Genomic DNA, 22,584 nt, shown 5'->3' with positions numbered 1-22,584 from the left:
AGGTGGCCTTGCTCGCTGTTGACGATGCCTTGCAGCGAATGCTGGCGGATGTAGAGCCGGTGTCCGGCGAGGCTTGCTCGTTGATGTCCTGTCGTGGCCGGGTGTTGGCGGAAAATATCGCCGCGCCACTATCGGTGCCCCCGGAGGACAATTCTGCGATGGACGGTTACGCGCTGCGCGTGGCCGATCTCGCTGAAGGGCGGGCCTTGCCGGTAAGCCAGCGGATTGCGGCGGGCGCGGCGCCAGCGCCGTTAATGCCCGGTACCGCGGCTCGAATTTTTACCGGCGCGACAATTCCGCCGGGTGCAGACTGTGTGGTCGCTCAGGAAGATTGCGAGGCCACCGGCGAGGCGGTCGAGATTCGCACAGTGCCCCGTGTCGGGCAGCATATCCGTCGAGCGGGACAGGATATTCAGCGCGGGCAGCAAATTCTGGCGGCGGGCCAGCGTCTGTCGCCGGCCGATCTTGGCTTGCTGGCATCGTTGGGTATTGCTGATGTGCCGGTGGCGCGTCGGCTAAGGGTGGCACTGATGTCCACCGGAGACGAGCTGCGCGAGCCCGGAGAAGTATTGGCGCTGGGCCAGATCTACAATTCCAACCGACCCATGCTTGCGGCCCTCCTTGAAGCCCAGGGACACGAGGTGCTGGACCTCGGTATTGTGGGCGACACGGCAGAGGCCACCGCGGCCGCGCTGGCCGAAGGCCGCGATAAGGCCGATGTTGTGATCAGCAGTGGTGGTGTGTCGGTAGGGGAAGAGGATCACGTCAAGGCCCAGCTTGAAAAATTGGGGCGCTTACAGCTTTGGAAACTGGCCATCAAGCCCGGCAAACCCCTGGCCTATGGGCGCCTTGGTACGGTCCCGTTTTTTGGTTTGCCGGGGAATCCGGTGTCGAGCTTCGTTACCTACAGTGTACTGGTGCGTCCCTATTTGCTGCGTATGCAGGGTTGTACGGAGGATCAGCCGGTTCAACAGCGAGCCGTCGCTGATTTTGATTGGCCCCGTCCCGGTAGTCGCCAGGAGTATCTGCGGGCGCGGGTTGAGTGGCGCCAGGGGCGGCCAATGCTCACCTTGCATCCCCAGCAAAGTTCCGGTGCGCTCAGTTCTGTGGCCTGGTGCAACGCGTTGGCTATTGTGCCGATCGGTGCCACAGTGGCCAGGGGGGAGGAGCTGGACTATATCCCGATGGAGGCCTTGCTGCACTGAGTGGCGGCAATATCGACGGCGATAAAAAAGCCCGCGCACCGGTTCAGGGTGGGCGGGCTTTTTCGTTTCCAGCAGGAATGCCTGTGGGGCTTAATCCTGGTAGCGGGAGAACACCAGGCTGGCGTTGGTGCCGCCAAAGCCAAAGCTGTTGGACATGACCGTATTCAAGGTGACGTTTTCGCGTTTTTCCGTCGCGATGGGCACGCCGTCAGCATCGGGGTCAATGTTCTCGATATTTGCCGACGCGGCGATGAAGTTGTGCTTCATCATCAGCAGGGAGAAAATGGCTTCCTGCACGCCGGTCGCGCCCAGCGAGTGTCCCGCCAGCGACTTGGTCGAACCAATCACCGGAATAGGGTTGTCACCGTAGGCCATTTTGACCGCTTTCAGCTCCTGCATGTCGCCCGCAGGTGTGGAGGTACCGTGGGAGTTGATGTAATCAACGCCGCCGGAGACCCCTTGCAGGGCCAGGCGCATGCAGCGGGCTGCACCTTCGCCGCTGGGGGCGACCATGTCGTAGCCGTCAGAGGTCGCGCCGTAGCCGACAACTTCGCCGTAAATTTTTGCGCCGCGGGCCTTGGCGTGTTCGAGCTCTTCCAGCACGATCATGCCTGCGCCACCGGCAATAACAAAACCGTCGCGGTTGGCGTCATAGGGGCGCGAGGCTTTCTCGGGAGTGTCGTTGTACTTGGTTGAAAGCGCACCCATTGCGTCGAACAGGCAGCTCAGCGACCAGTGTTCCTCTTCGCCGCCGCCGGCAAAGACGATGTCCTGCTTGCCGAGTTGAATCAGCTCCATCGCGTTGCCGATACAGTGGGCGCTGGTGGCGCAGGCCGAGGAGATCGAGTAATTCACACCCTTGATCTTGAACGGCGTGGCCAGGCAGGCGGAAACGGTGCTGCCCATGGTCTGGGTAACCCGGTAGGGCCCAATACGCTTCACACCGCGCTCGCGCAGGGTGTCGGCCGACTCAATCAGGTTGGCAGAGGAAGCACCGCCGGAGCCGGCGATAATGCCTGTGCGCTCGTTATCAATGTCCTTTTCCTCAAGCCCGGCGTCGGCAATGGCTTCCTTCATGGAAATGAAGGCAAAGGAGGCAGCGTCGCCCATAAAACGCAACTGCTTGCGGTCGATATGATCCTTGAGGTCAAGGCCTTTTACCGAGCCGGAAATGTGGCTACGAAATCCCATTTCCTTGTAGGTTTCGTTGGTCGAAATGCCTGAGCGGCCAGTCTGTAGCGATGTTAATACTTCGCTGAGCTCATTGCCGATGCTGGATACGATGCCCATGCCGGTGACAACAACACGCTTCATGAAATACCTCTTCTTTTATCTTAATCTGTCAGTAAAGTGTTCCGCTTCGCCGATCAGGCGAAGCTGGCGTCGTCCTTGAACAGCCCAACGCGCAAATCTTTCGCGGTGTAAATGACCTTGCCGTCGACAGCGACTTCGCCGTCGGCAATGCCCATAACCAGTTTGCGTTCTATCAGGCGTTTGAAATTGAGGGTATAGGTGACCAGTTTGGTGTCCGGCAGTATCTGGCCGGTAAATTTGATTTCCCCGGCACCCAGGGCGCGGCCCTTGCCGCTGTTGCCACGCCAGCCCAGGTAAAAGCCGACCAGCTGCCACATGGCATCCAGACCGAGGCAGCCAGGCATCACCGGGTCGCCGATAAAGTGGCAGTCGAAAAACCACAGGTCGGGATTGATATCCAGCTCGGCCACCAGCTGGCCTTTGCCGTATTCGCCGCCCTCGGTGCTGATATGGGTGATACGATCAAGCATCAGCATATTATCGACGGGGAGGCGGGGGTTACCGGGGCCGAACAGACGTCCGTGGCCGCATTCAATAAGTTCTTCTTTGGTAAAGCTGTTTTGGTGAGTCAAGGACATGAGAAATAGGACTTGTCAGTGGAAAGATTGTAGGGGGATAGTAGCACAAGGACCTGCGCCGCACATAAAAATGTCAACATTGGCGCAAAGTTTGCTGTCACTGGAATGTAATCCACGGCTGAGGTGTATCGTATAAGATGGTACCGATTGCCAAATTGCTGTGCTGCTGGGACAATCCTGCCAGCACCTGCGTTGATGCCCACAATGGAATGGGTTTTAAATAAACAATAGGACTTACTATGATCAGAAAATGTCTCTTCCCCGTTGCCGGTTACGGTACTCGCTTTCTTCCCGCCACCAAATCGATGCCTAAAGAGATGCTCCCCATCGTGAACAAGCCGCTGGTGCAATACGGTGTTGAGGAGTCTATCGAGGCCGGATTAAAGGAAATCGCCCTGGTAACCGGGCGCGGCAAGCGGGCGATCGCCGATCACTTCGATATCAGCTTCGAGCTGGAAAAGCAGATCGCCGGTAGCAGCAAGGAGTCCTACCTGAAGAGTATTCGCAAAGTGCTCGACGAAGGCACTTTTATGATGACTCGCCAGCGCGAGATGAAAGGCCTGGGGCACGCGATTTTGACCGGTGAATGCCTTATCGGTAACGAGGCCTTCGGCGTGATTTTGTCCGACGACCTGTGTGTGAACTGCGATGACGACGGCGTAATGGCGCAAATGGTGAAACTGTACAAGCAGTTCCGCTGCAGTATCGTCGCCATCCAGGAAGTGCCCATGGAGAATATTGAAAAATACGGTGTTATCGCCGGTGACGATATGGGTGACGGGCTCTTCCGTGTCAAAGCGATGGTGGAAAAGCCAAAGCCGGAAGATGCGCCGAGCAACCTCGCGGTAATTGGTCGCTACATCCTCACCCCGGATATCTTCGATATTCTGCGCGACACCCCGCCGGGAAAAAATGGCGAGGTTCAGCTGACCGATGCGCTGATGACCCAGGCCCAAAACGGATGCGTGCTGGCCTATAAATTCCGTGGCCGCCGCTTCGACTGCGGTAGCGTGCCCGGCTTTATCGAGGCGACGAACTACGTTTACGAAAATATCTACGTAGATGGAGAGGGCTGAGAATGACCGAGTTAAGCTGTTTCAAGGCTTATGATGTTCGCGGTCGAATTCCCGATCAGCTGAATGAAGATATTGCCTATCGCATCGGGCGTGCCTACGCCGAAGTTATCAAGCCGAAAAAGGTCGTGGTCGGTCACGATATTCGCTTGAGCAGCGAGGCCATAAAGGCTGCGGTGAGCAATGGGCTGCGCGATGCCGGTGTCGATGTTTACGATATCGGCCTCTGCGGCACTGAGGAGATTTACTTCGCGACCTCCCACGCTGAAATGGATGGCGGCATTGCGGTCACCGCCAGTCATAACCCCAAGGACTACAACGGCATGAAGTTCGTGCGGGAAAAGTCCTATCCGATCAGTGGCGACACCGGCTTGTTTGATATCAAGGCCCTGGCGGAGCAGAACGCCTTTGCGGAGCCGGCTGCGCAGCGCGGCAAGCTGGAAGCGCTGGACACCAGCAAGGCCTATATCGAGCACTTGCTGGGCTACGTTGATGTGTCGTCGTTGAAGCCGCTGAAGGTAGTGGTCAACGCCGGGAACGGTGGTGCTGGTCGCGTGGTGGATCTGCTGGAATCGCATCTGCCCTTTGAGTTTATTCGAGTGCACCACGAAGCCGACGGCAACTTTCCCAATGGGGTGCCTAATCCCTTGCTGGAGGAAAACCGCCAGCCCACGATCGATGCGATAAAGGCCCACGGTGCCGACCTCGGGTTGGCCTGGGACGGCGACTTTGATCGCTGCTTCTTCTTTGACTCAACCGGTGCCTTTATCGAGGGGTATTACATAGTTGGCCTTCTGGCGGAAACCTTCCTGCTTAACGCCGGCGGTGAGAAAATCGTCCACGACCCAAGGCTGACCTGGAACACCATCGATATCGTTGAGAGCAATGGTGGCGAGGCGGTGCAAAGTAAAACCGGGCATGCCTTTATCAAGGAGCGGATGCGCAAGGAGAATGCGGCCTATGGTGGGGAGATGAGTGCCCACCATTACTTCCGTGACTTCGCCTACTGCGACAGCGGCATGATTCCCTGGCTGCTGGTCACCCAGCTGATGTCAGTGAAGCAGGCCTCGCTGGCCTCGTTGGTTGAAGAGCGGGTGGCCAAATACCCCTGCAGTGGGGAAATTAACCGCACTGTGAGCGATGCCAAGGCGACGATTGCCGCCATCGAGGCGCGCTATTCCGGTATCGCGGCAGAGGTCGACCATACCGATGGCTTGAGTATGGTCTTTGATGGTTGGCGCTTCAATGTGCGTATGTCGAACACCGAGCCGGTGGTGCGCTTGAACGTAGAGAGTCGCGGTGACATGGCGCTGATGGAAAGCAAGACGGCGGAGTTGCTGGAGCAGCTGTAACCCAGGTGTGATGCACAAAAAAGCCGGGCCAAAAGCCCGGCTTTTTTGTGTGCGTTGCTCTGTCCAATTTGGTGCTTTCGGGTGCTAGCTGCGCCTTCCCAGTGCATCCTGGCTCAGCGTGATCATGGCGTTGCGGTAGCTGGATTCCGGCAGGGTGCGGGCGGCGGCAATGGCATTCTCGCTGTAGCGAGCTGCCGCATCCCGGCAATATTGCAGGGCGCCACTGCTCTGTACGGCGGCGAGAATCTGCTCGAGGTTGTCCGCGGACTTGTGTTCAATGGCGTGACGCACCATGACTTTTTCGGCGTCGCTGCCTTCGCGTAGCAAATAAATCAGCGGCAGCGTGGGCTTGCCCTCGGCGAGATCGTCGCCGATGTTTTTGCCGGTTTCCTTGGGGTCGCCTTCATAGTCGAGAATGTCATCGACCAGCTGAAAAGCGATGCCCAGGTTCATGCCGTAGTCGTACAGGGTGTCGCGGTAAGTGCTGGCCTCGCCGACAATGGCGGCACCACTGCAGGCGGCGGCAAAGAGTACAGCGGTCTTGCTGCGAATAACATCGTAGTACGTGGCTTCATCGGTGTCGGCATTGCCGGCGCGGGCCAGTTGCAGTACTTCACCTTCGGCGACGGTGTTGGTGGTGCCGGCCAGCAGTCCCATCAATGGCAGGCTGCCTATGTCCACGAGCACCTGAAACGCCCGCGAGTAGAGGAAGTCGCCGACCAGCACGCTGGGGGCGTTGCCAAACTCCGCGTTTGCGGTGGGGCGTCCACGGCGCAATTCCGACAGGTCCACCACGTCGTCGTGAAGCAGTGTGGCGGTATGGATAAACTCGATCACCGCCGCCAGTCGCACTTGGTCGCGCTGCTGTGCACCAATGGCACCAGCGCTGAGCAGGGTCAGCATAGGGCGCAAGCGTTTGCCGCCCGCGTCAATAATGTAGTGGCCGATATTTTCGACCATCTCGACGCGAGACTGAAGTTGCTCGATGATGAAGTCGTTGACGGCGGTAAAATCCTGGTCAACAACCTGACGGATGTGATGCATGGGTTCGCTGGTTTGCAAGGCGGAATCGGCTGGCATCGTAGGGGGGCTGGCATTGGCTGTCAAGCCGCGGGGTGGGAAACCACGGCTTTGGCCATAAAGCACTTGTTATTTTTTTTGGTAGTGAGTAAAATTCGCGCCCCTGACGCTAAACCGCCCAATTGGCTCGCTAATTGAGGTCGGTGCCTGGACTTGTCCCGTTGCGTGATTGGGGCGGTAGTCGTCCTCGTCCATAACGGCCAAACACTCAAATGCATTGCAAGCAGGCTCTTGGAGATATTTGCCCATGTACGCAGTAATTGAAAGCGGTGGTAAGCAGCACCGCGTTGTAGAGGGTGAAACCCTCAAGCTGGAAAAGCTGGAAATCGCCACTGGCGAAACTGTTACCTTTGACAAGGTGTTGATGGTTAAAACCGGCGAAGAATTGAAAATCGGTGCGCCCTACGTTGAGGGTGGCAAAGTGACTGCAGAGATTATTTCTCAGGGTCGTCACGCCAAGGTGAAAATCGTCAAGTTTCGCCGCCGTAAGCACAGCATGAAACAGGCTGGTCACCGTCAGTGGTTCACCGAAGTGAAAATCACTGGTATCAGCGCTTAAGAACTCGAGGAGAAACTCATGGCTCACAAGAAAGCTGGTGGTAGTACCCGTAACGGACGCGATTCCGAAAGTAAACGCCTTGGTGTAAAGCGCTACGGCGGCCAGGTCGTTAGCGCGGGCAGCATTATTGTTCGTCAGCGTGGCACTCGTTTCCATGCGGGTGAGAACGTTGGTCTGGGTACAGATCACACTCTGTTTGCCAAGGCAGATGGCGTAGTTAAGTTTGAAGTTAAAGGTCCCAAGAATCGTAAATTCGTCAGCATCGTTGCTGCCTGAAGTCCGACTCTTTAGTACTGTGAAAGCCCCGTCGGTTGACGGGGCTTTTTTGTTTCTGTAGATAGCATTAAGAACCCCACCACCGAGGTCTGTGAGCAATGAAATTTGTCGATGAGGCAGTAATCCGTGTCGCAGCGGGGCGTGGTGGCAATGGCTGCCTGAGCTTTCGCCGCGAGAAATACATTCCCCGGGGTGGCCCCGACGGCGGTGATGGCGGGGATGGCGGCAGCATTATTTTACGTGCCGATGGCGGCATGAATACCCTGGTGGACTACCGTTTCGTCAAGCACTATCAGGCCCCCGTAGGGGAGCCTGGTCGGGGCGGCAATTGCCGTGGCAAGAGTGGCGAAGATCTGGTGCTGGATGTGCCGGTGGGGACCACCGTGATCGATGAGGATACCCGGGAGGTGTTGGGGGATTTAACCAATGCCGGCGATACCCTCAAGGTTGCCCAGGGCGGTTTTCACGGCCTTGGCAATACCCGTTTCAAGTCCAGTACCAATCGCGCTCCCCGTCAGTTTACCCGGGGTAGTGATGGAGAGGAGCGGGTGCTGCGCCTCGAGCTGAAGGTATTGGCCGATGTCGGTTTGCTCGGTATGCCCAATGCTGGTAAGTCGACCTTTATCCGTGCGGTGTCATCGGCGAAGCCGAAAGTGGCGGATTATCCCTTTACGACTTTGGTGCCAAATCTGGGGGTGGTAAGCGTGCAGCCCCACCGCAGCTTTGTTGTCGCCGATATTCCCGGTCTTGTCGAAGGGGCGGCGGACGGTGCCGGCTTGGGAGTGCGCTTCCTCAAGCATTTGACTCGCACCCGCTTGCTGCTTCATATCGTGGATATGGCGCCCTACGACGGCAGTGTGCCAGAGGAGTCGGTGGAAATCATCGCCGAGGAGCTGGAGAACTTCAGTCCATTGCTGGCACAGCGGGACCGTTGGCTGGTGTTGAACAAGATAGATTTGTTGCCGGAAGACGAGCGCGAGGCGCGCTGTCAGGAGCTGCTGGAAAATCTGAGCTGGGATGGGCCGGTGTATCGCATTTCGGCAATTTCGGCCACCAATACCGAGCGCCTGTGTCAGGATATTCTGGAGTTCGTGGAGTCGGAGAAGGCGCGTTTTGCCGAGGATCCCGAGGCGGCGGAGGAGGAGCGTCGTATTCAGGAGGCCATGCAGCTGGAGGCGCGGGAGCGTATTGCAGCGCAGGCAGCGGCCCGTCGGGCGCGCCAGCTGGCCGAGGGAGAGTATGATGATGAGGACGATGATGATGACGAGGTTGAGGTCATCTATCGGCCGTAGGCGCTCGTGCAGAGAATTACCGGGGAAGAATGGTCAGTCGGTGCGAAGGAAGACAGAGTGGTAAATAGTCGTCAGCAGTTGCGTGAGGCGCGGCGTATTGTGGTGAAGATTGGCTCGGCATTGCTGACCAACGACGGCAAGGGTTTGTGCGTTGAGGGGCTGGACGCCTGGGTGGCGCAAATTGCATCGCTGCGTGCAGAGGGGCGAGAGGTCGTGCTGGTGTCCTCTGGCGCTGTTGCAGAGGGGATGACTCGCCTGGGGTGGCGTGAGCGCCCTGCGGACTTGCATCGCCTGCAGGCGGCGGCTGCGGTGGGGCAGATGGGGCTGGTGCAGGCCTATGAGGCCCGCTTTCGCCAGCATGGCTTGCAGACTGCGCAAATACTGCTGGGGCATGATGATATTTCCGCTCGGGATCGCTATCTGAATGCTCGCAATACGCTGCTCACATTGCTGGAGTTGGGTGTAGTGCCAGTGGTGAATGAAAACGACAGCGTGGTCACCGACGAGATTCGCTTTGGTGACAACGACACTCTGGCGGCCTTGGTGGCCAATCTGATTGATGCCGACAGTCTGGTGATTCTTACCGACCAACAGGGCTTGTTTGACAGTGATCCCCGCAGTAACCCCGGGGCGACTTTGATTGCCGAGGCCGATGCCGCGGATGCCAGTCTCGATGCAATGGTGGGTGGCAGTGCGGGTAGTCTGGGGCGTGGTGGCATGTTAACCAAGCTGCGCGCGGCCCGTCTGGCGGCTCGTTCCGGTGCCGATACCCTGATCGCCGGTGGTCGGGAGCATGAAGTGTTGTGTCGCGCGGTCGCGGGGGAGTCTTTGGGTACGCTGCTGCTGGCCAAGGAGCCGCCGCTGGCAGCGCGCAAGAAGTGGTTGGCCGGACAGTTGCGGGTGCGTGGTAGTGTGGTGGTCGATGCCGGTGCTGCCCAGGTGTTGCGTCAGCAGGGACGCAGTTTGTTGCCCGTGGGTATGACGGGTGTGCAGGGGGCTTTTGAGCGCGGCGATTTGGTGTCCTGTGTAGATCCCGCTGGGCGCGAAGTGGCGCGAGGGCTGGTGAATTACAGTGCGGAGGATGCGCGCAAGCTGGTCGGTGTGTCTACGGCCGCCATTGCCGATGTGTTGGGCTACCTGTCTGAGCCAGAGATGATTCATCGGGATAATATGGTGCTGGTGTAATCTTTCGCGAGACATAAAAAAAGCCCCGTACCTGAGTGCGGGGCTTTTTTTATGCGAGCTGTTCGACGTAGTCGGTCAGCTCGAGGCGCAGGGGTGAAGAAGCTTACGCAGCTTCGCCCATTGCTTTGATGCGGGCATTAAGGCGGCTCTTATGACGAGATGCCTTGTTCTTATGGAAAATGCCTTTATCGGCTGTGCGATCAAGAACAGGTACGGCAGCAGCGTAAGCGGCTTTCGCAGCTTCCTGGTCACCGGATTCAATTGCCGTAATTACTTTTTTCAAGTAAGTACGAACCATGGAGCGCAGACTGGCGTTGTGCGTGCGACGTTTCTCCGCCTGACGTGCGCGTTTCTTTGCTTGCGGGGAATTTGCCACCCTTGTTACTCCTCGAAAACTTGCGCTGAAAATTTAGGCGGTGGATTATTCATTCTGAGCGTCCCCATGTCAAGTGCTGTTTGATCTTTCCGGGGTAATTTCTCTGTGGCTCGCCTAAAAGAAGCGATCGACGATAATCATGCCCCAGCTTAACAGGCACAGCGCGAGGCTAATCATCACCGCCGCGGAGCCGATGTCCTTGGCCTGACCCGACAGGGGGTGGCGCTCGGGGCCGATGCGGTCGATGGCGGCTTCAATGGCTGAATTGAACAGCTCCACAATAATCACCAGCGCGACCGGAATGATAAGCAAAAGCTGTTCAATCGTGGTCTGTCCCAGCCAAAAAGCGGTGGGAAACAGAATCATCGCCAGAATGGCTTCCTGGCGAAAGGCTTCTTCGTGGCGCCATGCCGCGCGCAGGCCTTTGCGTGAATAATTGGTGGCGTCGAGGATGCGCGACAGACCAGAGCGGCCGGGTTTGTTCATCATGGGGCGTCGATGCTCTCTGTATACAGGGGTTCATTGGTATGCAGACATTCGGAGTCCGCTGTTAATCAGTGTACAATGCCGCTCGCTGAGTCCGGCCTTATTCTACAATGCTTTTGCTTGGCGTGATGCCTGTCACAGGCAGAAACTTTTGTATGTAGATGTAGTAATAGTGTAATACCGGGACAATGACAATTCAGAGACAATTATTCGCGCCAGCGCACTGGCCAACCTGGTTGGCCGTGGGCTTGATGTATCTACTGGCCAAGCTGCCCCAGCGGGTCAACTATCGCCTGGGTAAAGCGCTAGGCGAGCTGTTTTATCGCTTTGCCCCACGGCGGCGTCATATTGCTGCCACCAATCTGCGCCACTGTATGCCGGAGCTGGATCACAAGGCGCAGAAGGCTTTGTTGCGCAAGACCATGCAGGATCAAGGTATTGGCCTCATGGAAACGCTGCGGTGCTGGTTTACGCCGATAGACCGCCTTGGTATCGAGCTGGAATTGGTGGGTGAAGAGCATTTGCAAGACGATGGTCAGGGGATCATTGTGCTGGGCACCCATTTTACGTCGCTGGATGTGAGTGGGGCTCTGGTTGCGTCGCGCTTTCCTGCCGACTCGTTCTATCGCAAACACAAAAATCCGGTGCTGGAGCACGTATTCAGTCGGGCTCGTGCCCGTTACGGTGAGCCGATCCATCGCCGGGATGTGAAGCGTGCATTGAAACGCCTGCGCCAGGGTAACCGACTGTTCTATCTGCCTGATCAGGACTACGGTATCAAGTCGGCGGAGTTTGTGCCCTTTTTCGGGGTGCCGGCGGCCACTACCATCGCGACCTCTACCCTGGCCAAAGGCGGGCGAGCGCGGGTGGTATATATTCAGCAACAGCGTTTGAATCAAGGGCGTCGGTTTCGTTTGGTAGCGATACCACTGGCGATTCCCAGCGATGACCCCGCAGCAGATGCGCGGCTGATCAATGCCACTCTGGAGGAAAATATTCGCCTGGTGCCCGAGCAATATATGTGGGTTCACCGCCGCTTTAAAACCCGCCCCCCGGGCGCCGAAAAACTGTACTGAGAGGATCGATGGCAGATACCGAGGCATTGCGCACCGCTTCCCTCGAGCCCCTGCGCCTGTGGTTTATCACCGATGGTCGACTGGGCCACCTCAATCAGTTGAAGGGGCTGGCTGAGCGACTGTCTGCCAAGCGCGAATGCGACGTGCGCTGGTTAAATATCACGCTGAAAGGCTTCAAAAAAACCGGTAGAGACGGTTTGCTGCGCCAGTTTGGTAGCAATGACCTGCCCGATGCCGTTTTCGCCGCGGGCAGCCGCTGCCACATTCCCTTGTTGTGGGCGGGCTGGATTTGTCGCGCCAAAACTGTGGTGTTGATGAAGCCGAGCTGGCCGTTGAGCTGGTTCAGTGCGGCAATTGTACCCACTCACGATGCGCCGCCTTCCCGTGACAATGTGCTGCCAACCCAGGGGGTGTTGAATGCGATTGTGCCCCATCGCGAAGGGCGGGATGCGCACCGAGGGCTGATTTTGCTTGGTGGATTGAACAAGCATTTTCATTGGCACAGTGATGACATTATTGAACAGATCGTCAGCCTGGCTCAGGCCCGGCCCGAAGTACACTGGCAGGTATCGGACTCGCCACGCAGCCCGCAAACACTGTTGCCGGATCTGGCCAGGCGGAACCTGGAAAATGTGCAGGTGATGCCCTTTGGGCACAGCGGCGGCGGTTGGTTGCAGGGGCAGCTTGCCGAAGCGGGCCAGGTGTGGGTGAGTCGCGACAGTGTGTCCATGGTGTATGAGAGTATCAGTTCTGCAGCGCCAACCGGCTTGCTGCATCTGCAAGCGGCTCGGGACTCGCGGGTGACCCGCAGTATGCAGCAAGTGGTAGAAGCCGGCCTGGCCGTTGCCTGGGAGTCGCACGACGCCGCTCAGCCGCTGCCGAATATGTCGCAGCCGCTGTGGGAGGCCGACCGCGCCGCCGATTGGTTGCTGGCAAACTTATTGAGACGACAGCCCAATGACTGAGTTGCAAGAACCCTCTGTACGTCCACTGAAAGTGGTGCAGTTACTGCCGGCGCTGAACTCCGGTGGGGTGGAGCGTGGCACCGTGGAATTTGCCCGGGAGCTGGTACGCCGGGGTCACCATTCGGTGGTGATTTCCAATGGCGGTCGCATGGTTGAACGCCTCAAGCTGGAGGGAACGGAACATATTTCCCTGCCAGTGCACCGCAAATCGCTGGCTTCGCTGTGGCAGGTACGGCCCATGCGCCGTCTGCTGGAGTCCCTTGATGCCGACATCATCCATGTGCGATCGCGGGTGCCTGCGTGGATCGCGTGGCTGGCCTGGCGAGGTATGAATCCGCTAACGCGGCCTCGCCTGGTCAGCACTTTTCACGGTATGTATTCGGTCAATTTCTACAGCGCGGTAATGGCCCGCGCAGAGCATATCATTGCTATTTCCGACTGTGTGCAACGCTATATTCTGGATAATTATCGGGTTGATCCCGCTCGAATCACGCTGATCCCCAGGGGGCTGGATGCCGAGGCTTTCAGTCCGACGCTGGATATAGCGGCGTGGCAGAAAAATTTGTACAGCGTGTTTCCCCGGCTGCAGGGCAAGAAAATTATTCTTATGCCGGGCCGCTTGACCCGTTGGAAGGGCCAGGAGGCCTTTCTCGATATGATGGCGCGGTTGGTGCGCCTGCGGCCAGATTGTCACGGTGTAGTGGTTGGCGATGCCGAGCCGGGCAAGCAACATTATCTCGAAGAACTGCTGGCCATGCGCGATAGACTTGGTCTCGCCGAGCAGGTGACATTTGTCGGTCATCGCAGCGACATTGCAGAGTTTTACCGTTTGGCCGCAGTCACTTGCCACATGTCCAACAAAGAAGAGCCCTTTGGTCGCACCGTGCCGGAATCTCTGGCGTCGGGTACGCCGGTCGTGGCCTACGACCGCGGCGGGGCGAGCGAATCCCTCAACGCGGGCTTTCCCCAAGGGCTGGTGGCACCCGACGATATTGTCGATTTTGCGGCGAGGGTGGATCAAATTATCGACGCTGACGTCGAGATCACACTCCCCAGGAGTTATTACCTCGACAGTCAGGCAAGCAGCACCATTGGCGTATATCGACAGCTGTTGGCCAAGGGCGACAGGGGATGATGGCAGTGACTTGCGCTAATAGGGCATTTGATCGGGATATCGACACACCATGAAAATCCTGCACGTAGACTACGACCGCCTGCGCACCTTCGGCCCGATACGTTCTAGTTGGGCGGAGAAAATGCGCTTCGGTTTTATCCGTAACAATCATTATGTGCGCAGCTTTTCCGACCGCGACGTAGCAGCCTTTGAGGCGCCGCTGGGTGTTCGGGCGCTGGGCTATAAAGCTGCCAACCGCCGGTTGTTGGAGATGGTTGAAGGCAATGAACCCGACCTAATAGTTATCGGCCACACCGATATTATTACCGTGGACACCCTTAAGCTGATTCGCCAGCGCCGACCTGATTGCCTGTTGATTCATTGTAATTGCGACCCGCTTTTCGTGCCGTCGAACAGCGATCGCATTGCGGCCTTTGCTTCGGTGGTTGATGCGGTGTTTGTGACCACCGGGCTGCGGGATTTGCGTCGCTACTCCGGGCTCGGGGCACGCCTGTACTATATTCCCAACCCGGTGGAGCCCACGGTTGAAGTCCTTGATAACTCCCAGCGCACCGATCTGCCCATCGACCTACTGTTTTGCAGCAATGCCACCAAATTCACCAAACGCCTGGAAATGGTGAAAAACATCAAGGACGCCGTCGGCGGCGAGATGAACTTTAAAACCTACGGCAGCTTTGGCGAGCCGCCGGTGTGGGGGCCTGATTACGACAAGGTGCTGGCACAGACCCGAATGGCGCTCAATCTTAATCGGCAGGAGGGGGATCACTGGTATACCTCTGATCGCATGTCGCAACTCGGTGGCAATGGCGTGCTGCAATTTGCCCACAGCAGTGGCGGCTTTGACGAATATGTGCCGGCGGAAACACTGGTGTATTTCGATGACGAGCAGGACCTGATCGGCAAAATCCGCGACTTTCACCATGACGATGGCAAGCGCCGCGACTGGGCAGCACGGGCGCGCAAGTTTTTCCACGACGAGCTGAACTCCTCGCTGTATTCCCGCTACATTATCGAGGCGACACTGGCCCAGCCTTTCAGTTACGACTATGTGTGGGCGCGGAATATCAATCCTGACGGCAGTGACAAGGCATGATTGAGCTGAAGGCGCTGGAGCCCTTCGCGGCGGGGGGAAATCGTTGGTGTTATATTGATCCGGCTGATGCAGCGCGCTGTATCAAGGTGCGCCGGCCGGATTTCAGCATTGAGGAGCGCCGGCGCAGTAAAGGCTTCCCCAAGAACCTTAAACCTCTGTCGAGTTTCGATGATAACCTCGACGAGTTTCGAGTGATGACGGCACTTGAACGCTACTACGACGACGGAATTTTTGCCCATATCAGCCGTTGCTACGGTTACGTTGACACTGATATGGGCAAGGGTCTCAGTTCTGAGCTGATTCGCGATAATAACGGGGCGGTTTCCCTGTCACTGAAACAGTATCTTTGGGAAAAGGACTACGATAGCCAGTGCCAGGCCGCTGTGGCCACCCTTTGCCAGCACTGGCTGGAATATCTGGTGCCGTCGCGGGACTTGATCCTCCACAACCTGGTGGTGCAGTGCGACACCGATGGCGAGGGTCGCGAGCGGATTCGGCGCCTGGTGTTGATCGATGGCGTGGGTAACGCCGGTTTGCTACCAGGGCACCGTACTCCGGCGTTTATGCAGCGGCGCAAAGTCCAACGCAAGATAGATAACCTGCATCAGCGTATCGCCGAGCTGCTTGACGATAAGGCGCAGGGGCGCGGGCCGGGGATGCATGGCTTTTTGTTCCACAACGGAACGTCGGCGTAGGCCGCCGATTATAAATAACAGATCCGTAGGTGTTTGCACTAAAGCTTTATCAGCTTTTTGGGTAAAGGCCTGAATGACACTATGGAGCACAATTGGATGAAGCTGGCCTGCTGGGTAATCAGTCTTAACCCTGAAGCGGAAAATACCGTGAAACTGCTGATGTCGCTGCAAAAGCAGGGATTGTCTGCGGAAATTTTCCCGGCAGTCGATGGCCGAGACGCCATGCCCCCGCTGGAGCGCGATGAGCGATTAAACAAGACGCTGTCGTTGATTCGGCACCGTAAATTGCTGACCAATAGTGAAATGGGCTGTTACCTGTCTCACCTGCGTGCGGTGCGCAAGGCCTACGACGAGGGCTACTCCCATGTCTGTCTGTTCGAGGACGACGTGGTGATTGAAGACGATTTTGCCGAGGTGCTGTTCGAATCTGCCAAGGATGATGTCGAACTGGTACGTTATATGGCCTTGCGTCTGCGCCGCCGCAAAACGCTGCGGGAGTTTGTTGCTTCGTCGGGGGTGGCTTATAAGTTGGTGCGTCCTGAGCGGGGGGCTGTCGGCGCGCAGGCCTACCTGATGAATCGCCGGGGTATGAAAAAGTTTATCGACTGTGCGCTGGAAATTTACGAGCCGGTAGACAAATTGTTTGACCATTTCTGGTTGTTTGATTTGCAGGTGTGCGGTGTCGAGCCCCATACCGTGTACGAGCTGGAACATGAAACCAGTGTGCAAAAAGTACCGGATACAAAAGCGCAGGGGCCCAGTTGGTGGCAGCGCCTGCTCTTTCACCCGGTTAAACTGTGGTTCAGTATTCGTCGGCATAGCTATATGTTCACGCATCGCCGGGACTTCCAGCCCGCGTCAATGCCGGAAGGGGTTCAGGGCAAAACCCGTCGAATCCGCTAGGGGCTGCTAGCTGGCCTTAAACTGTTTCGCTGATCGCCAGCAGCTTGCTGGCGATGGTTTGCCATTGCAGCTCCGACTCGGCCCGTTGTCGCGCTTGTTGGCCCATCGCGGCAGTGCGCGCAGGGGCGGCGATAAGGGCTGTTATCTTGTCGAAAATGTCGTCGTCGTTGTCGCCGTCACAAAGCAGCCCGGTCTGACCGTCGAGGACAGCGTCTCCCGCGCCGCCAAGCCTCCCGGCAAGGCTGGGTACGCCAAACATGGCAGCTTCGATATAGACAATACCAAAGCCTTCCACTGAATCCCCCACTGCCCGGCAGGGCATCGCAAAAATATCCGCCCGCTGTAGCAGCGCCGCGCGCTCAGAGTCGCTGATCCTGCCGCAGAACCTGACCTGCTCAGCAATGCCCAACTGGTCTACCCGCTGCTTGAGGGTGTCTTCCAGAGGGCCGCTGCCGGCAATCAAATAGCGAAGAGTCGGGTACTGCTGCACCAACCTTGGAATCAATTCGATCACCTTGTCCTGGCCCTTGCGCGCCTCAAGGCGGCCCACAGTGGTGATGATCGGTTGGTGGCCGTCGACCCACTGGGCGATTTTTGCCACGTCCTGTGGCGAGGGTGGAAGGGGGCGGCGCACGCCGGGGTGGAGAATGTGAATCCGCGAGGGGTCCGGTGCGTAGGGCTTGATGCGCCCCGCGGTGAAGTGGGAGTTCGCCAACACAGCCTGTGCCCGCGCCAGCACGCCCTGGATGCGTTGCTGCTTTTTGCCCTGTTTTTTGCCGTTGGTAAGTTGGGGGAACTCCATGCCGTGACCGATACAGAGACTGCGTACCTGTTTGAGCTTTGCCGGCTGCAGATGCTCGAGGCTTTTCCAACTGTCGCAAATCAGCAAAGCGGGCGACGCCTGCCTGAGTTGCCGCATCACCCGGCGCGCTTTGCTCAAGCGGCGAATGACTTTGGGGCCACCTACTCGAACAATGTCAAAGGGCTGGTTAGCATCAAATTCTTCCTGCTGGGGCATTTTGGGGGCGTCGCAAAATACGGTGACGCGATTCCCCAGCTCGTGTAATGCCAGTGCCAACTCATACATATAGTTCTGGATGCCGCCCGCCGCGGGGGGAAAGTTTTGGGTGCTGATGATGATCTCGGTGGCTGGCATGGGGGTCCTGTTAGTGATGTTGACTGGCGGTGGCCGTCTGGAGTCCAGATATGCGGTAGTTAATGGTCTAACAAATTTGCTAAGCTGCCCTTGTCTGGAGCTGTTTTACTTGGGGTTGCGAGCTAGTGTCTCAGACGCAGAGCTGACTTTGAATATCTGCGGGAGGCAATTCTTTGCTGGCGTCGCGGTAATTCTTGGTCTTTTGATGTCTGTTGGCTCGGTCTCAGGCGGTCTGCGGTGATTAGTCGAGGGGGATTCTGTACAATCGCGGCCCCGAGCTTGTTTTTGCGCAACATTAAAATACTGTGCAATAGTGGTCCAAATAAAGGGGCATTACTCTGTCGGGATATTGGGCGATGCCCGGTTGAAATGCTGGAATTGGAAAAGGTAGATCAATGAAAATCCTCGTCACCGGCGGTGCCGGTTTTATCGGCAGTGCCGTGGTGCGTCACATCCTTGCCGACAGTGACGCCTCGGTGGTAAATGTCGATGCCCTGACCTATGCGGGTAATCTGGAGTCTATTCCTGCTGACCTGCAGAACAACCGCTACACCTTTGTGCAGGCCGATATCTGCGATGGCGTAGCGATGGCCGCTCTGTTTGCCGAGCACCGGCCCGATGCGGTGATGCATCTGGCCGCAGAGAGCCATGTGGATCGCTCGATCACCGGCCCCGGCGCCTTTATCCAGACCAATATCGTCGGCACCTACACCCTGCTGGAAGCCGCTCGGGATTACTGGAGCGGCCTTGATGCCGAGGGCAAAGCCGCGTTTCGCTTTCACCACATCTCCACCGACGAAGTCTACGGCGATCTTGAAGGCACCGACGACCTGTTTCTGGAAACCACCCCCTACGCTCCCAGCTCTCCCTATTCTGCCAGCAAGGCGGGTTCCGACCACCTGGTCCGCGCCTGGCACCGCACCTATGGCCTGCCGGTGCTGATTACCAACTGCTCCAACAACTACGGGCCCTACCACTTCCCGGAAAAACTCATTCCCCACATGATCCTTAACGCCCTGGCGGGCAAGGCCCTGCCGGTCTACGGCGACGGCAGCCAAATTCGCGACTGGCTCTATGTGGAAGACCACGCCCGTGCCCTGTTCAAGGTGGTGTGCGAGGGTGAGGTAGGCGAGACCTACAACATCGGTGGCCACAACGAGAAGAAAAACCTCGACGTGGTGCAAAGCATCTGCGCCCTGCTCGAAGAACTGGCGCCGAACAACCCCAACTCCCTGGCCTCGGGCAAAGAGGGTGGCTTTGCCAGCCTGATTACCTTCGTCACCGACCGCCCCGGCCACGACGCCCGCTACGCCATCGACGCTGGCAAAATCCAGCGGGAACTGGGCTGGGTGCCCGAGGAAAGCTTCGACAGCGGCATTCGCAAAACCGTGCAGTGGTACCTCGACAACGAGGCCTGGTGGCAGCGGGTGCTCTCCGGCGACTACCAGCTGGCCAGACTCGGCGAAACCGCCTAAGCATTGCCCCCGACTTTACTATGACAATGACCGTCAGCACAGGACGTCTATGAAACCCTACAAAGGCATTATCCTCGCCGGTGGCTCCGGCACCCGGCTTCACCCCATCACCATGGGCTGCTCCAAACAACTGCTACCGCTCTACGACAAACCGATGATCTACTACCCCCTGTCGGTATTGATGCTCGCCGGTATCCGCGACATCCTGGTGATCTCCACCCCCACCGACCTGCCCGGCTTCCAGCGCCTGCTCGGTGATGGCAGCCAATTCGGCATCAATATCTGCTACGAAGAACAGCCCAGCCCCGACGGCCTCGCCCAGGCCTTCACCATCGGTGCCGACTTTATCGGTCAGGACAACGTCAGCCTGGTACTGGGGGACAACATCTTCTACGGCCAGCACTTCAGCGACAAACTCAAGGCCTCGGTGGCCAGAGAGAGCGGTGCCACGGTGTTTGGCTACCACGTCACCGATCCCGAGCGCTTCGGTGTGGTCGAGTTCGACGACAACGGCCGCGCCCTGAGTATTGAAGAAAAGCCCGCCAAGCCCAAATCCCCCTATGCGGTGACCGGCCTCTACTTCTACGACAACGACGTGGTGGAAATTGCCCGCAACATCCAGCCCTCGCCCCGCGGCGAGCTGGAAATCACCGATGTGAACATGGCCTACCTGAAGCAGGGCAAGCTCAACGTGGAAGTGCTGGGCCGAGGCTTTGCCTGGCTGGATACTGGCACCCACGACTCCCTGCTGGAGGCGGGCCACTTCGTGCAAACCGTCGAACACCGTCAGGGCCTCAAGGTCGCCTGCCTGGAAGAAATCGCCTACCGCCAGGGCTGGATCAGCCAGCAAGCCCTGCTGGAGCAGGCCGACAGCCTCAGGAAAACCGGCTATGGCCAATACCTGCAGCGGGTGGCTGAGGGCTATAAGTAACTTTGACAGGTAGTGCAGACCACTAGCCCTGACAAACCCTGCAGGCACATTGCACAGAAACAACGCGGGCACCGCCCGCAACGGGACAAAGAGCACCGCCATGAATGTGATTCAAACCAAACTCAAAGACTGCGTCATTATCGAACCCAAGGTCTTTGGCGACCACCGGGGCTTCTTCCTGGAAACCTTCCAGGCTGACCGCTACCGGGAACAGGCGGGCATCACACTGCCCTTTGTGCAGGACAACCACTCCCGCTCCGGCAAGGGCGTGCTGCGCGGCCTGCACTTCCAGAAGGCCAAACCCCAGGGCAAGCTGGTGCGGGTGGTACGTGGCGAAGTGTTCGATGTGGCGGTAGACATCCGCAAGGACTCCCCCAGCTTTGGCCAGTGGGAAGGCGTGATCCTCTCTGAAGACAACCACCGCCAGTTCTGGGTGCCGCCGGGCTTTGCCCACGGCTTTGTGGTGCTCAGCGACGTGGCGGACTTCGAATACAAATGCACCGACTACTACGACCCCTCCGACGAAGGGGCGCTGGTCTACAACGACCCGGACCTGGCCATTACCTGGCCCGAGGCGGACGGGCTGGAATTCAAACTCTCCGAGAAAGACGCCGCCGCGCCGACCTTCAAGCAGCTGTGTGAGCAACTGGGTGTGGAGCAACGCCGATGAAAATCCTCCTCACCGGGGCCAACGGCCAGCTGGGGCGCTGCGTTCAGGACGTGTTCGCCGATAGCGACCACACCCTGATCGCCCTCGATCGCCAAAGCCTGAACATCGCCGATGAGCAGGCCGTGAATACCCTCGTCGATGAACACCGCCCGCATGTCATCCTCAATGCCGCGGCCTACACCGCGGTCGACAAAGCCGAATCCGAGCAGGAGCAGGCCAGACAGATCAACGTCGATGGTCCGGCGAATCTGGCCAAAGCCGCTGCCCGCCAGAACGCGCTGATCATTCACATCTCTACCGATTACGTCTTCGATGGCCGCAAGACCACCCCCTATGTGGAAACCGACCCCACCAACCCTCAAGGGGTCTACGGCCAAACCAAACTGGACGGCGAACAACAGGTGACCCAACACAACCCGAAGCACGTGATTCTGCGTACCGCCTGGGTGTTCAGCGAATACGGCAACAACTTTGTCAAAACCATGCTGCGCCTGGCCAAGGAGCGGGACAGTCTGGGCGTGGTGGCAGATCAGATGGGCTGCCCAACCTACGCCGGGGATATTGCCAAGGCCTGTCGGAGAGTGGTTGAGCGCTACGACGCAGACACGGCTCACTATGACATATATCATTACGGAGGTGACATAGCGCTAAGTTGGTGCGACTTCGCCCGAGCCATTTTTACCCAGGGGGTAGAGCAGGGCGTGCTGAGCCAGTCGCCACAGGTCAAGGCGATTACCACGGCGGAGTACCCGACCCCGGCACAGCGGCCGGCGTATTCGGTGCTGTCGAGTGACAAATTCGAGCGGGACTATGGCGTGGCGGCCAGTGATTGGCGGGGGATTCTTCCTGCGCTGTGTAGAACAATTTGAGGTAAAGCCCAGGTTATGCAGGATCTTCGGGAACAGCTCACCTTCGTCACGGTGGGGTATAACAGCGCGACGGTGTTGTCGTCGCATATCGAATTTTATTGCCGCAGTGCGACAGAGGCGGTGCCGCGTTGGCTGGTGGTGGACAACGCCAGTACCGACGGCACCGCCAAGCTACTTCAAAATTACCCGGAAGTGGAATTACTCCAAAACGATAAAAACCTCGGTTTTGGCGCTGCCTGTAACCGGGGAATCGCAGCGGCGGATACGCGCTATGTGTTGGTGCTCAATCCCGATACTGAACTCAGCGAGGCCGGGGTGCGAGACTTGCTCGCGGAGTTACAGCAGCGAGAGGCTGCAATTGCCGGGCCTGCTCTACAGCCTGAAGCGAACAGCGACGTTGAAGAGGTTAACTGGCTGATTGGTGCAGTGTTGTTGATGGATACCACGCTGATGAACGACGTGGGCTACTTTGACGAGCGCTTCTTCCTGTATGAAGAAGACAAAGATATTTGCAAATGCGCCAAGGATGCGGGCTTGAAGGTCATTCATTGTCGCAATGTGAGCATACCCCATGTGGGTGGTGGCTCAACGGAAAGAAGCAAGGCGGTTAACGAATTTATTCACTTTCATCGCGGACGTTCATATGTGTTGTATGCGCAGAAACATGGCCTCGGACAAGCGGCCATTGATCGTTTCGTCGCGGCCAATCGTCGGCGCTGCCTGGTCGCTTTGGCGACCTTTGGTGTTCGGCGTTATCGCCGGGCGAAGGCCAAGCTGGAGGGAGTGAAGTCGGTGGCGCCGAGCTAGCCGTTATATCGCTTGAGTAAGGGGCGGTAACTT

24 protein-coding genes are annotated in these 22,584 nt (G+C 57.9%); 18 read left to right on the top strand and 6 right to left on the bottom strand.

Annotated elements, in window-relative coordinates:
- Window positions 1–2: 2 nt before the first annotated feature.
- Window positions 3–1,205, top strand: coding sequence for a molybdopterin-binding protein (locus HCU74_RS17275; protein WP_168451655.1), 1,203 nt, complete (start codon window positions 3–5; stop codon window positions 1,203–1,205).
- 90 nt (window positions 1,206–1,295) lie between these two features.
- Here HCU74_RS17275 and fabB read toward each other — a convergent pair whose 3' ends face one another.
- On the bottom strand, window positions 1,296–2,519 hold the full coding sequence (gene fabB / locus HCU74_RS17270) for a beta-ketoacyl-ACP synthase I (RefSeq protein WP_168451654.1): 1,224 nt from the start codon (window positions 2,517–2,519) through the stop codon (window positions 1,296–1,298).
- A gap of 53 nt (window positions 2,520–2,572) precedes the next feature.
- The gene (fabA, locus tag HCU74_RS17265; protein WP_168451653.1) at window positions 2,573–3,097 is read right to left on the bottom strand and encodes a bifunctional 3-hydroxydecanoyl-ACP dehydratase/trans-2-decenoyl-ACP isomerase; all 525 of its coding nucleotides are present in this window, start codon (window positions 3,095–3,097) and stop codon (window positions 2,573–2,575) included.
- Between the two features lie 239 nt (window positions 3,098–3,336).
- Here fabA and galU point away from each other — a divergent pair, with 239 nt between their 5' ends.
- Both galU and HCU74_RS17255 read left to right on the top strand, forming a co-directional pair.
- On the top strand, window positions 3,337–4,173 hold the full coding sequence (galU, locus tag HCU74_RS17260; RefSeq protein WP_168451652.1) for a UTP--glucose-1-phosphate uridylyltransferase GalU: 837 nt from the start codon (window positions 3,337–3,339) through the stop codon (window positions 4,171–4,173).
- A gap of 2 nt (window positions 4,174–4,175) precedes the next feature.
- Window positions 4,176–5,522 (top strand): phosphohexomutase domain-containing protein, encoded by a 1,347-nt coding sequence (locus tag HCU74_RS17255; RefSeq protein WP_168451651.1) that lies wholly within the window; start codon window positions 4,176–4,178, stop codon window positions 5,520–5,522.
- 84 nt (window positions 5,523–5,606) lie between these two features.
- On the opposite strand, the gene HCU74_RS17250 is transcribed toward HCU74_RS17255, so the two are convergent.
- Window positions 5,607–6,602, bottom strand: a complete 996-nt coding sequence (locus HCU74_RS17250) for a polyprenyl synthetase family protein (protein ID WP_345889706.1) — start codon at window positions 6,600–6,602, stop codon at window positions 5,607–5,609.
- A 247-nt stretch (window positions 6,603–6,849) separates the two neighbouring features.
- Between HCU74_RS17250 and rplU the strand changes: the two genes are divergently transcribed.
- The 4 genes from rplU to proB all read left to right on the top strand — a co-directional run bounded on the left by rplU (window position 6,850) and on the right by proB (window position 9,914).
- Window positions 6,850–7,161, top strand: coding sequence for a 50S ribosomal protein L21 (gene rplU / locus HCU74_RS17245; RefSeq protein WP_168451650.1), 312 nt, complete (start codon window positions 6,850–6,852; stop codon window positions 7,159–7,161).
- An 18-nt stretch (window positions 7,162–7,179) separates the two neighbouring features.
- Window positions 7,180–7,437 (top strand): 50S ribosomal protein L27, encoded by a 258-nt coding sequence (gene rpmA, locus HCU74_RS17240; RefSeq protein ID WP_168451649.1) that lies wholly within the window; start codon window positions 7,180–7,182, stop codon window positions 7,435–7,437.
- A 98-nt stretch (window positions 7,438–7,535) separates the two neighbouring features.
- Entirely contained in the window at window positions 7,536–8,729 is a 1,194-nt protein-coding gene (gene cgtA, locus HCU74_RS17235) for an Obg family GTPase CgtA (protein ID WP_168451648.1), read from the top strand.
- 57 nt (window positions 8,730–8,786) lie between these two features.
- Window positions 8,787–9,914, top strand: coding sequence for a glutamate 5-kinase (gene proB, locus HCU74_RS17230; RefSeq protein ID WP_168451647.1), 1,128 nt, complete (start codon window positions 8,787–8,789; stop codon window positions 9,912–9,914).
- Between the two features lie 103 nt (window positions 9,915–10,017).
- Here proB and rpsT read toward each other — a convergent pair whose 3' ends face one another.
- Window positions 10,018–10,290, bottom strand: a complete 273-nt coding sequence (gene rpsT, locus HCU74_RS17225; RefSeq protein ID WP_168451646.1) for a 30S ribosomal protein S20 — start codon at window positions 10,288–10,290, stop codon at window positions 10,018–10,020.
- Window positions 10,291–10,404: 114 nt separating this feature from the next.
- On the bottom strand, window positions 10,405–10,779 hold the full coding sequence (locus HCU74_RS17220; RefSeq protein WP_210425347.1) for a diacylglycerol kinase: 375 nt from the start codon (window positions 10,777–10,779) through the stop codon (window positions 10,405–10,407).
- Window positions 10,780–10,964: 185 nt separating this feature from the next.
- Between HCU74_RS17220 and HCU74_RS17215 the strand changes: the two genes are divergently transcribed.
- The 6 genes from HCU74_RS17215 (at window position 10,965) to HCU74_RS17190 (ending at window position 16,643) form a co-directional block, all read left to right on the top strand.
- Window positions 10,965–11,852, top strand: coding sequence for an LpxL/LpxP family acyltransferase (locus HCU74_RS17215; protein WP_168451645.1), 888 nt, complete (start codon window positions 10,965–10,967; stop codon window positions 11,850–11,852).
- A gap of 8 nt (window positions 11,853–11,860) precedes the next feature.
- Window positions 11,861–12,817 (top strand): mitochondrial fission ELM1 family protein, encoded by a 957-nt coding sequence (locus HCU74_RS17210; protein WP_168451644.1) that lies wholly within the window; start codon window positions 11,861–11,863, stop codon window positions 12,815–12,817.
- Window positions 12,810–13,952 (top strand): glycosyltransferase family 4 protein, encoded by a 1,143-nt coding sequence (locus tag HCU74_RS17205; RefSeq protein WP_168451643.1) that lies wholly within the window; start codon window positions 12,810–12,812, stop codon window positions 13,950–13,952. Before HCU74_RS17210 ends, HCU74_RS17205 begins: the two co-directional genes overlap by 8 nt.
- A 49-nt stretch (window positions 13,953–14,001) precedes the next feature.
- Window positions 14,002–15,045: a glycosyltransferase family protein gene (locus HCU74_RS17200; protein WP_168451642.1), complete on the top strand. Its 1,044-nt coding sequence runs from the start codon at window positions 14,002–14,004 to the stop codon at window positions 15,043–15,045.
- A complete protein-coding gene (locus HCU74_RS17195; RefSeq protein WP_168451641.1) occupies window positions 15,042–15,740 on the top strand; it encodes a YrbL family protein in 699 nt (232 codons plus the stop codon). Before HCU74_RS17200 ends, HCU74_RS17195 begins: the two co-directional genes overlap by 4 nt.
- Before the next feature lie 81 nt (window positions 15,741–15,821).
- Window positions 15,822–16,643 (top strand): glycosyltransferase family 25 protein, encoded by an 822-nt coding sequence (locus tag HCU74_RS17190; protein ID WP_168451640.1) that lies wholly within the window; start codon window positions 15,822–15,824, stop codon window positions 16,641–16,643.
- Window positions 16,644–16,659: 16 nt separating this feature from the next.
- On the opposite strand, the gene HCU74_RS17185 is transcribed toward HCU74_RS17190, so the two are convergent.
- Window positions 16,660–17,799 (bottom strand): glycosyltransferase family 4 protein, encoded by a 1,140-nt coding sequence (locus tag HCU74_RS17185; RefSeq protein WP_168451639.1) that lies wholly within the window; start codon window positions 17,797–17,799, stop codon window positions 16,660–16,662.
- A 395-nt stretch (window positions 17,800–18,194) separates the two neighbouring features.
- Here HCU74_RS17185 and rfbB point away from each other — a divergent pair, with 395 nt between their 5' ends.
- From rfbB to HCU74_RS17160, 5 genes are all read left to right on the top strand, one after another.
- Window positions 18,195–19,274: a dTDP-glucose 4,6-dehydratase gene (gene rfbB / locus HCU74_RS17180; protein ID WP_168451638.1), complete on the top strand. Its 1,080-nt coding sequence runs from the start codon at window positions 18,195–18,197 to the stop codon at window positions 19,272–19,274.
- A gap of 49 nt (window positions 19,275–19,323) precedes the next feature.
- Window positions 19,324–20,205, top strand: a complete 882-nt coding sequence (gene rfbA, locus HCU74_RS17175) for a glucose-1-phosphate thymidylyltransferase RfbA (protein WP_168451637.1) — start codon at window positions 19,324–19,326, stop codon at window positions 20,203–20,205.
- A gap of 100 nt (window positions 20,206–20,305) precedes the next feature.
- Window positions 20,306–20,875: a dTDP-4-dehydrorhamnose 3,5-epimerase gene (gene rfbC, locus HCU74_RS17170; RefSeq protein WP_168451636.1), complete on the top strand. Its 570-nt coding sequence runs from the start codon at window positions 20,306–20,308 to the stop codon at window positions 20,873–20,875.
- Window positions 20,872–21,744 carry a dTDP-4-dehydrorhamnose reductase gene (gene rfbD / locus HCU74_RS17165; RefSeq protein ID WP_168451635.1) on the top strand — a complete coding sequence of 291 codons (873 nt, stop codon included), beginning with the start codon at window positions 20,872–20,874 and terminating at the stop codon, window positions 21,742–21,744. The genes rfbC and rfbD overlap by 4 nt, the downstream gene beginning before the upstream one ends.
- Window positions 21,745–21,759: 15 nt before the next feature.
- Window positions 21,760–22,551, top strand: coding sequence for a glycosyltransferase family 2 protein (locus HCU74_RS17160; protein ID WP_168451634.1), 792 nt, complete (start codon window positions 21,760–21,762; stop codon window positions 22,549–22,551).
- Window positions 22,552–22,584 lie beyond the last annotated feature (33 nt).

The organism is Spongiibacter thalassae, assembly GCF_012272835.1.
In the GTDB taxonomy this organism is placed as follows: Bacteria; Pseudomonadota; Gammaproteobacteria; order Pseudomonadales; family Spongiibacteraceae; genus Spongiibacter; species Spongiibacter thalassae.
This window is presented reverse-complemented; position numbering and strand designations above follow the sequence as displayed.

What these genes read in the sequence shown, in the direction of transcription:
- fabB (WP_168451654.1), bottom strand. Translation starts at nt 2,519, where the DNA reads ATGAAGCGTGTTGTTGTCACCGGCATGGGCATCGTATCCAGCATCGGC.
- fabA (WP_168451653.1), bottom strand. Translation starts at nt 3,097, where the DNA reads ATGTCCTTGACTCACCAAAACAGCTTTACCAAAGAAGAACTTATTGAA.
- galU (WP_168451652.1), top strand. Translation starts at nt 3,337, where the DNA reads ATGATCAGAAAATGTCTCTTCCCCGTTGCCGGTTACGGTACTCGCTTT.
- HCU74_RS17255 (WP_168451651.1), top strand. Translation starts at nt 4,176, where the DNA reads ATGACCGAGTTAAGCTGTTTCAAGGCTTATGATGTTCGCGGTCGAATT.
- HCU74_RS17250 (WP_345889706.1), bottom strand. Translation starts at nt 6,602, where the DNA reads ATGCCAGCCGATTCCGCCTTGCAAACCAGCGAACCCATGCATCACATC.
- rplU (WP_168451650.1), top strand. Translation starts at nt 6,850, where the DNA reads ATGTACGCAGTAATTGAAAGCGGTGGTAAGCAGCACCGCGTTGTAGAG.
- rpmA (WP_168451649.1), top strand. Translation starts at nt 7,180, where the DNA reads ATGGCTCACAAGAAAGCTGGTGGTAGTACCCGTAACGGACGCGATTCC.
- cgtA (WP_168451648.1), top strand. Translation starts at nt 7,536, where the DNA reads ATGAAATTTGTCGATGAGGCAGTAATCCGTGTCGCAGCGGGGCGTGGT.
- HCU74_RS17220 (WP_210425347.1), bottom strand. Translation starts at nt 10,779, where the DNA reads ATGATGAACAAACCCGGCCGCTCTGGTCTGTCGCGCATCCTCGACGCC.
- HCU74_RS17215 (WP_168451645.1), top strand. Translation starts at nt 10,965, where the DNA reads ATGACAATTCAGAGACAATTATTCGCGCCAGCGCACTGGCCAACCTGG.
- HCU74_RS17210 (WP_168451644.1), top strand. Translation starts at nt 11,861, where the DNA reads ATGGCAGATACCGAGGCATTGCGCACCGCTTCCCTCGAGCCCCTGCGC.
- HCU74_RS17205 (WP_168451643.1), top strand. Translation starts at nt 12,810, where the DNA reads ATGACTGAGTTGCAAGAACCCTCTGTACGTCCACTGAAAGTGGTGCAG.
- HCU74_RS17200 (WP_168451642.1), top strand. Translation starts at nt 14,002, where the DNA reads ATGAAAATCCTGCACGTAGACTACGACCGCCTGCGCACCTTCGGCCCG.
- HCU74_RS17195 (WP_168451641.1), top strand. Translation starts at nt 15,042, where the DNA reads ATGATTGAGCTGAAGGCGCTGGAGCCCTTCGCGGCGGGGGGAAATCGT.
- HCU74_RS17190 (WP_168451640.1), top strand. Translation starts at nt 15,822, where the DNA reads ATGGAGCACAATTGGATGAAGCTGGCCTGCTGGGTAATCAGTCTTAAC.
- HCU74_RS17185 (WP_168451639.1), bottom strand. Translation starts at nt 17,799, where the DNA reads ATGCCAGCCACCGAGATCATCATCAGCACCCAAAACTTTCCCCCCGCG.
- rfbB (WP_168451638.1), top strand. Translation starts at nt 18,195, where the DNA reads ATGAAAATCCTCGTCACCGGCGGTGCCGGTTTTATCGGCAGTGCCGTG.
- rfbA (WP_168451637.1), top strand. Translation starts at nt 19,324, where the DNA reads ATGAAACCCTACAAAGGCATTATCCTCGCCGGTGGCTCCGGCACCCGG.
- rfbC (WP_168451636.1), top strand. Translation starts at nt 20,306, where the DNA reads ATGAATGTGATTCAAACCAAACTCAAAGACTGCGTCATTATCGAACCC.
- rfbD (WP_168451635.1), top strand. Translation starts at nt 20,872, where the DNA reads ATGAAAATCCTCCTCACCGGGGCCAACGGCCAGCTGGGGCGCTGCGTT.
- HCU74_RS17160 (WP_168451634.1), top strand. Translation starts at nt 21,760, where the DNA reads ATGCAGGATCTTCGGGAACAGCTCACCTTCGTCACGGTGGGGTATAAC.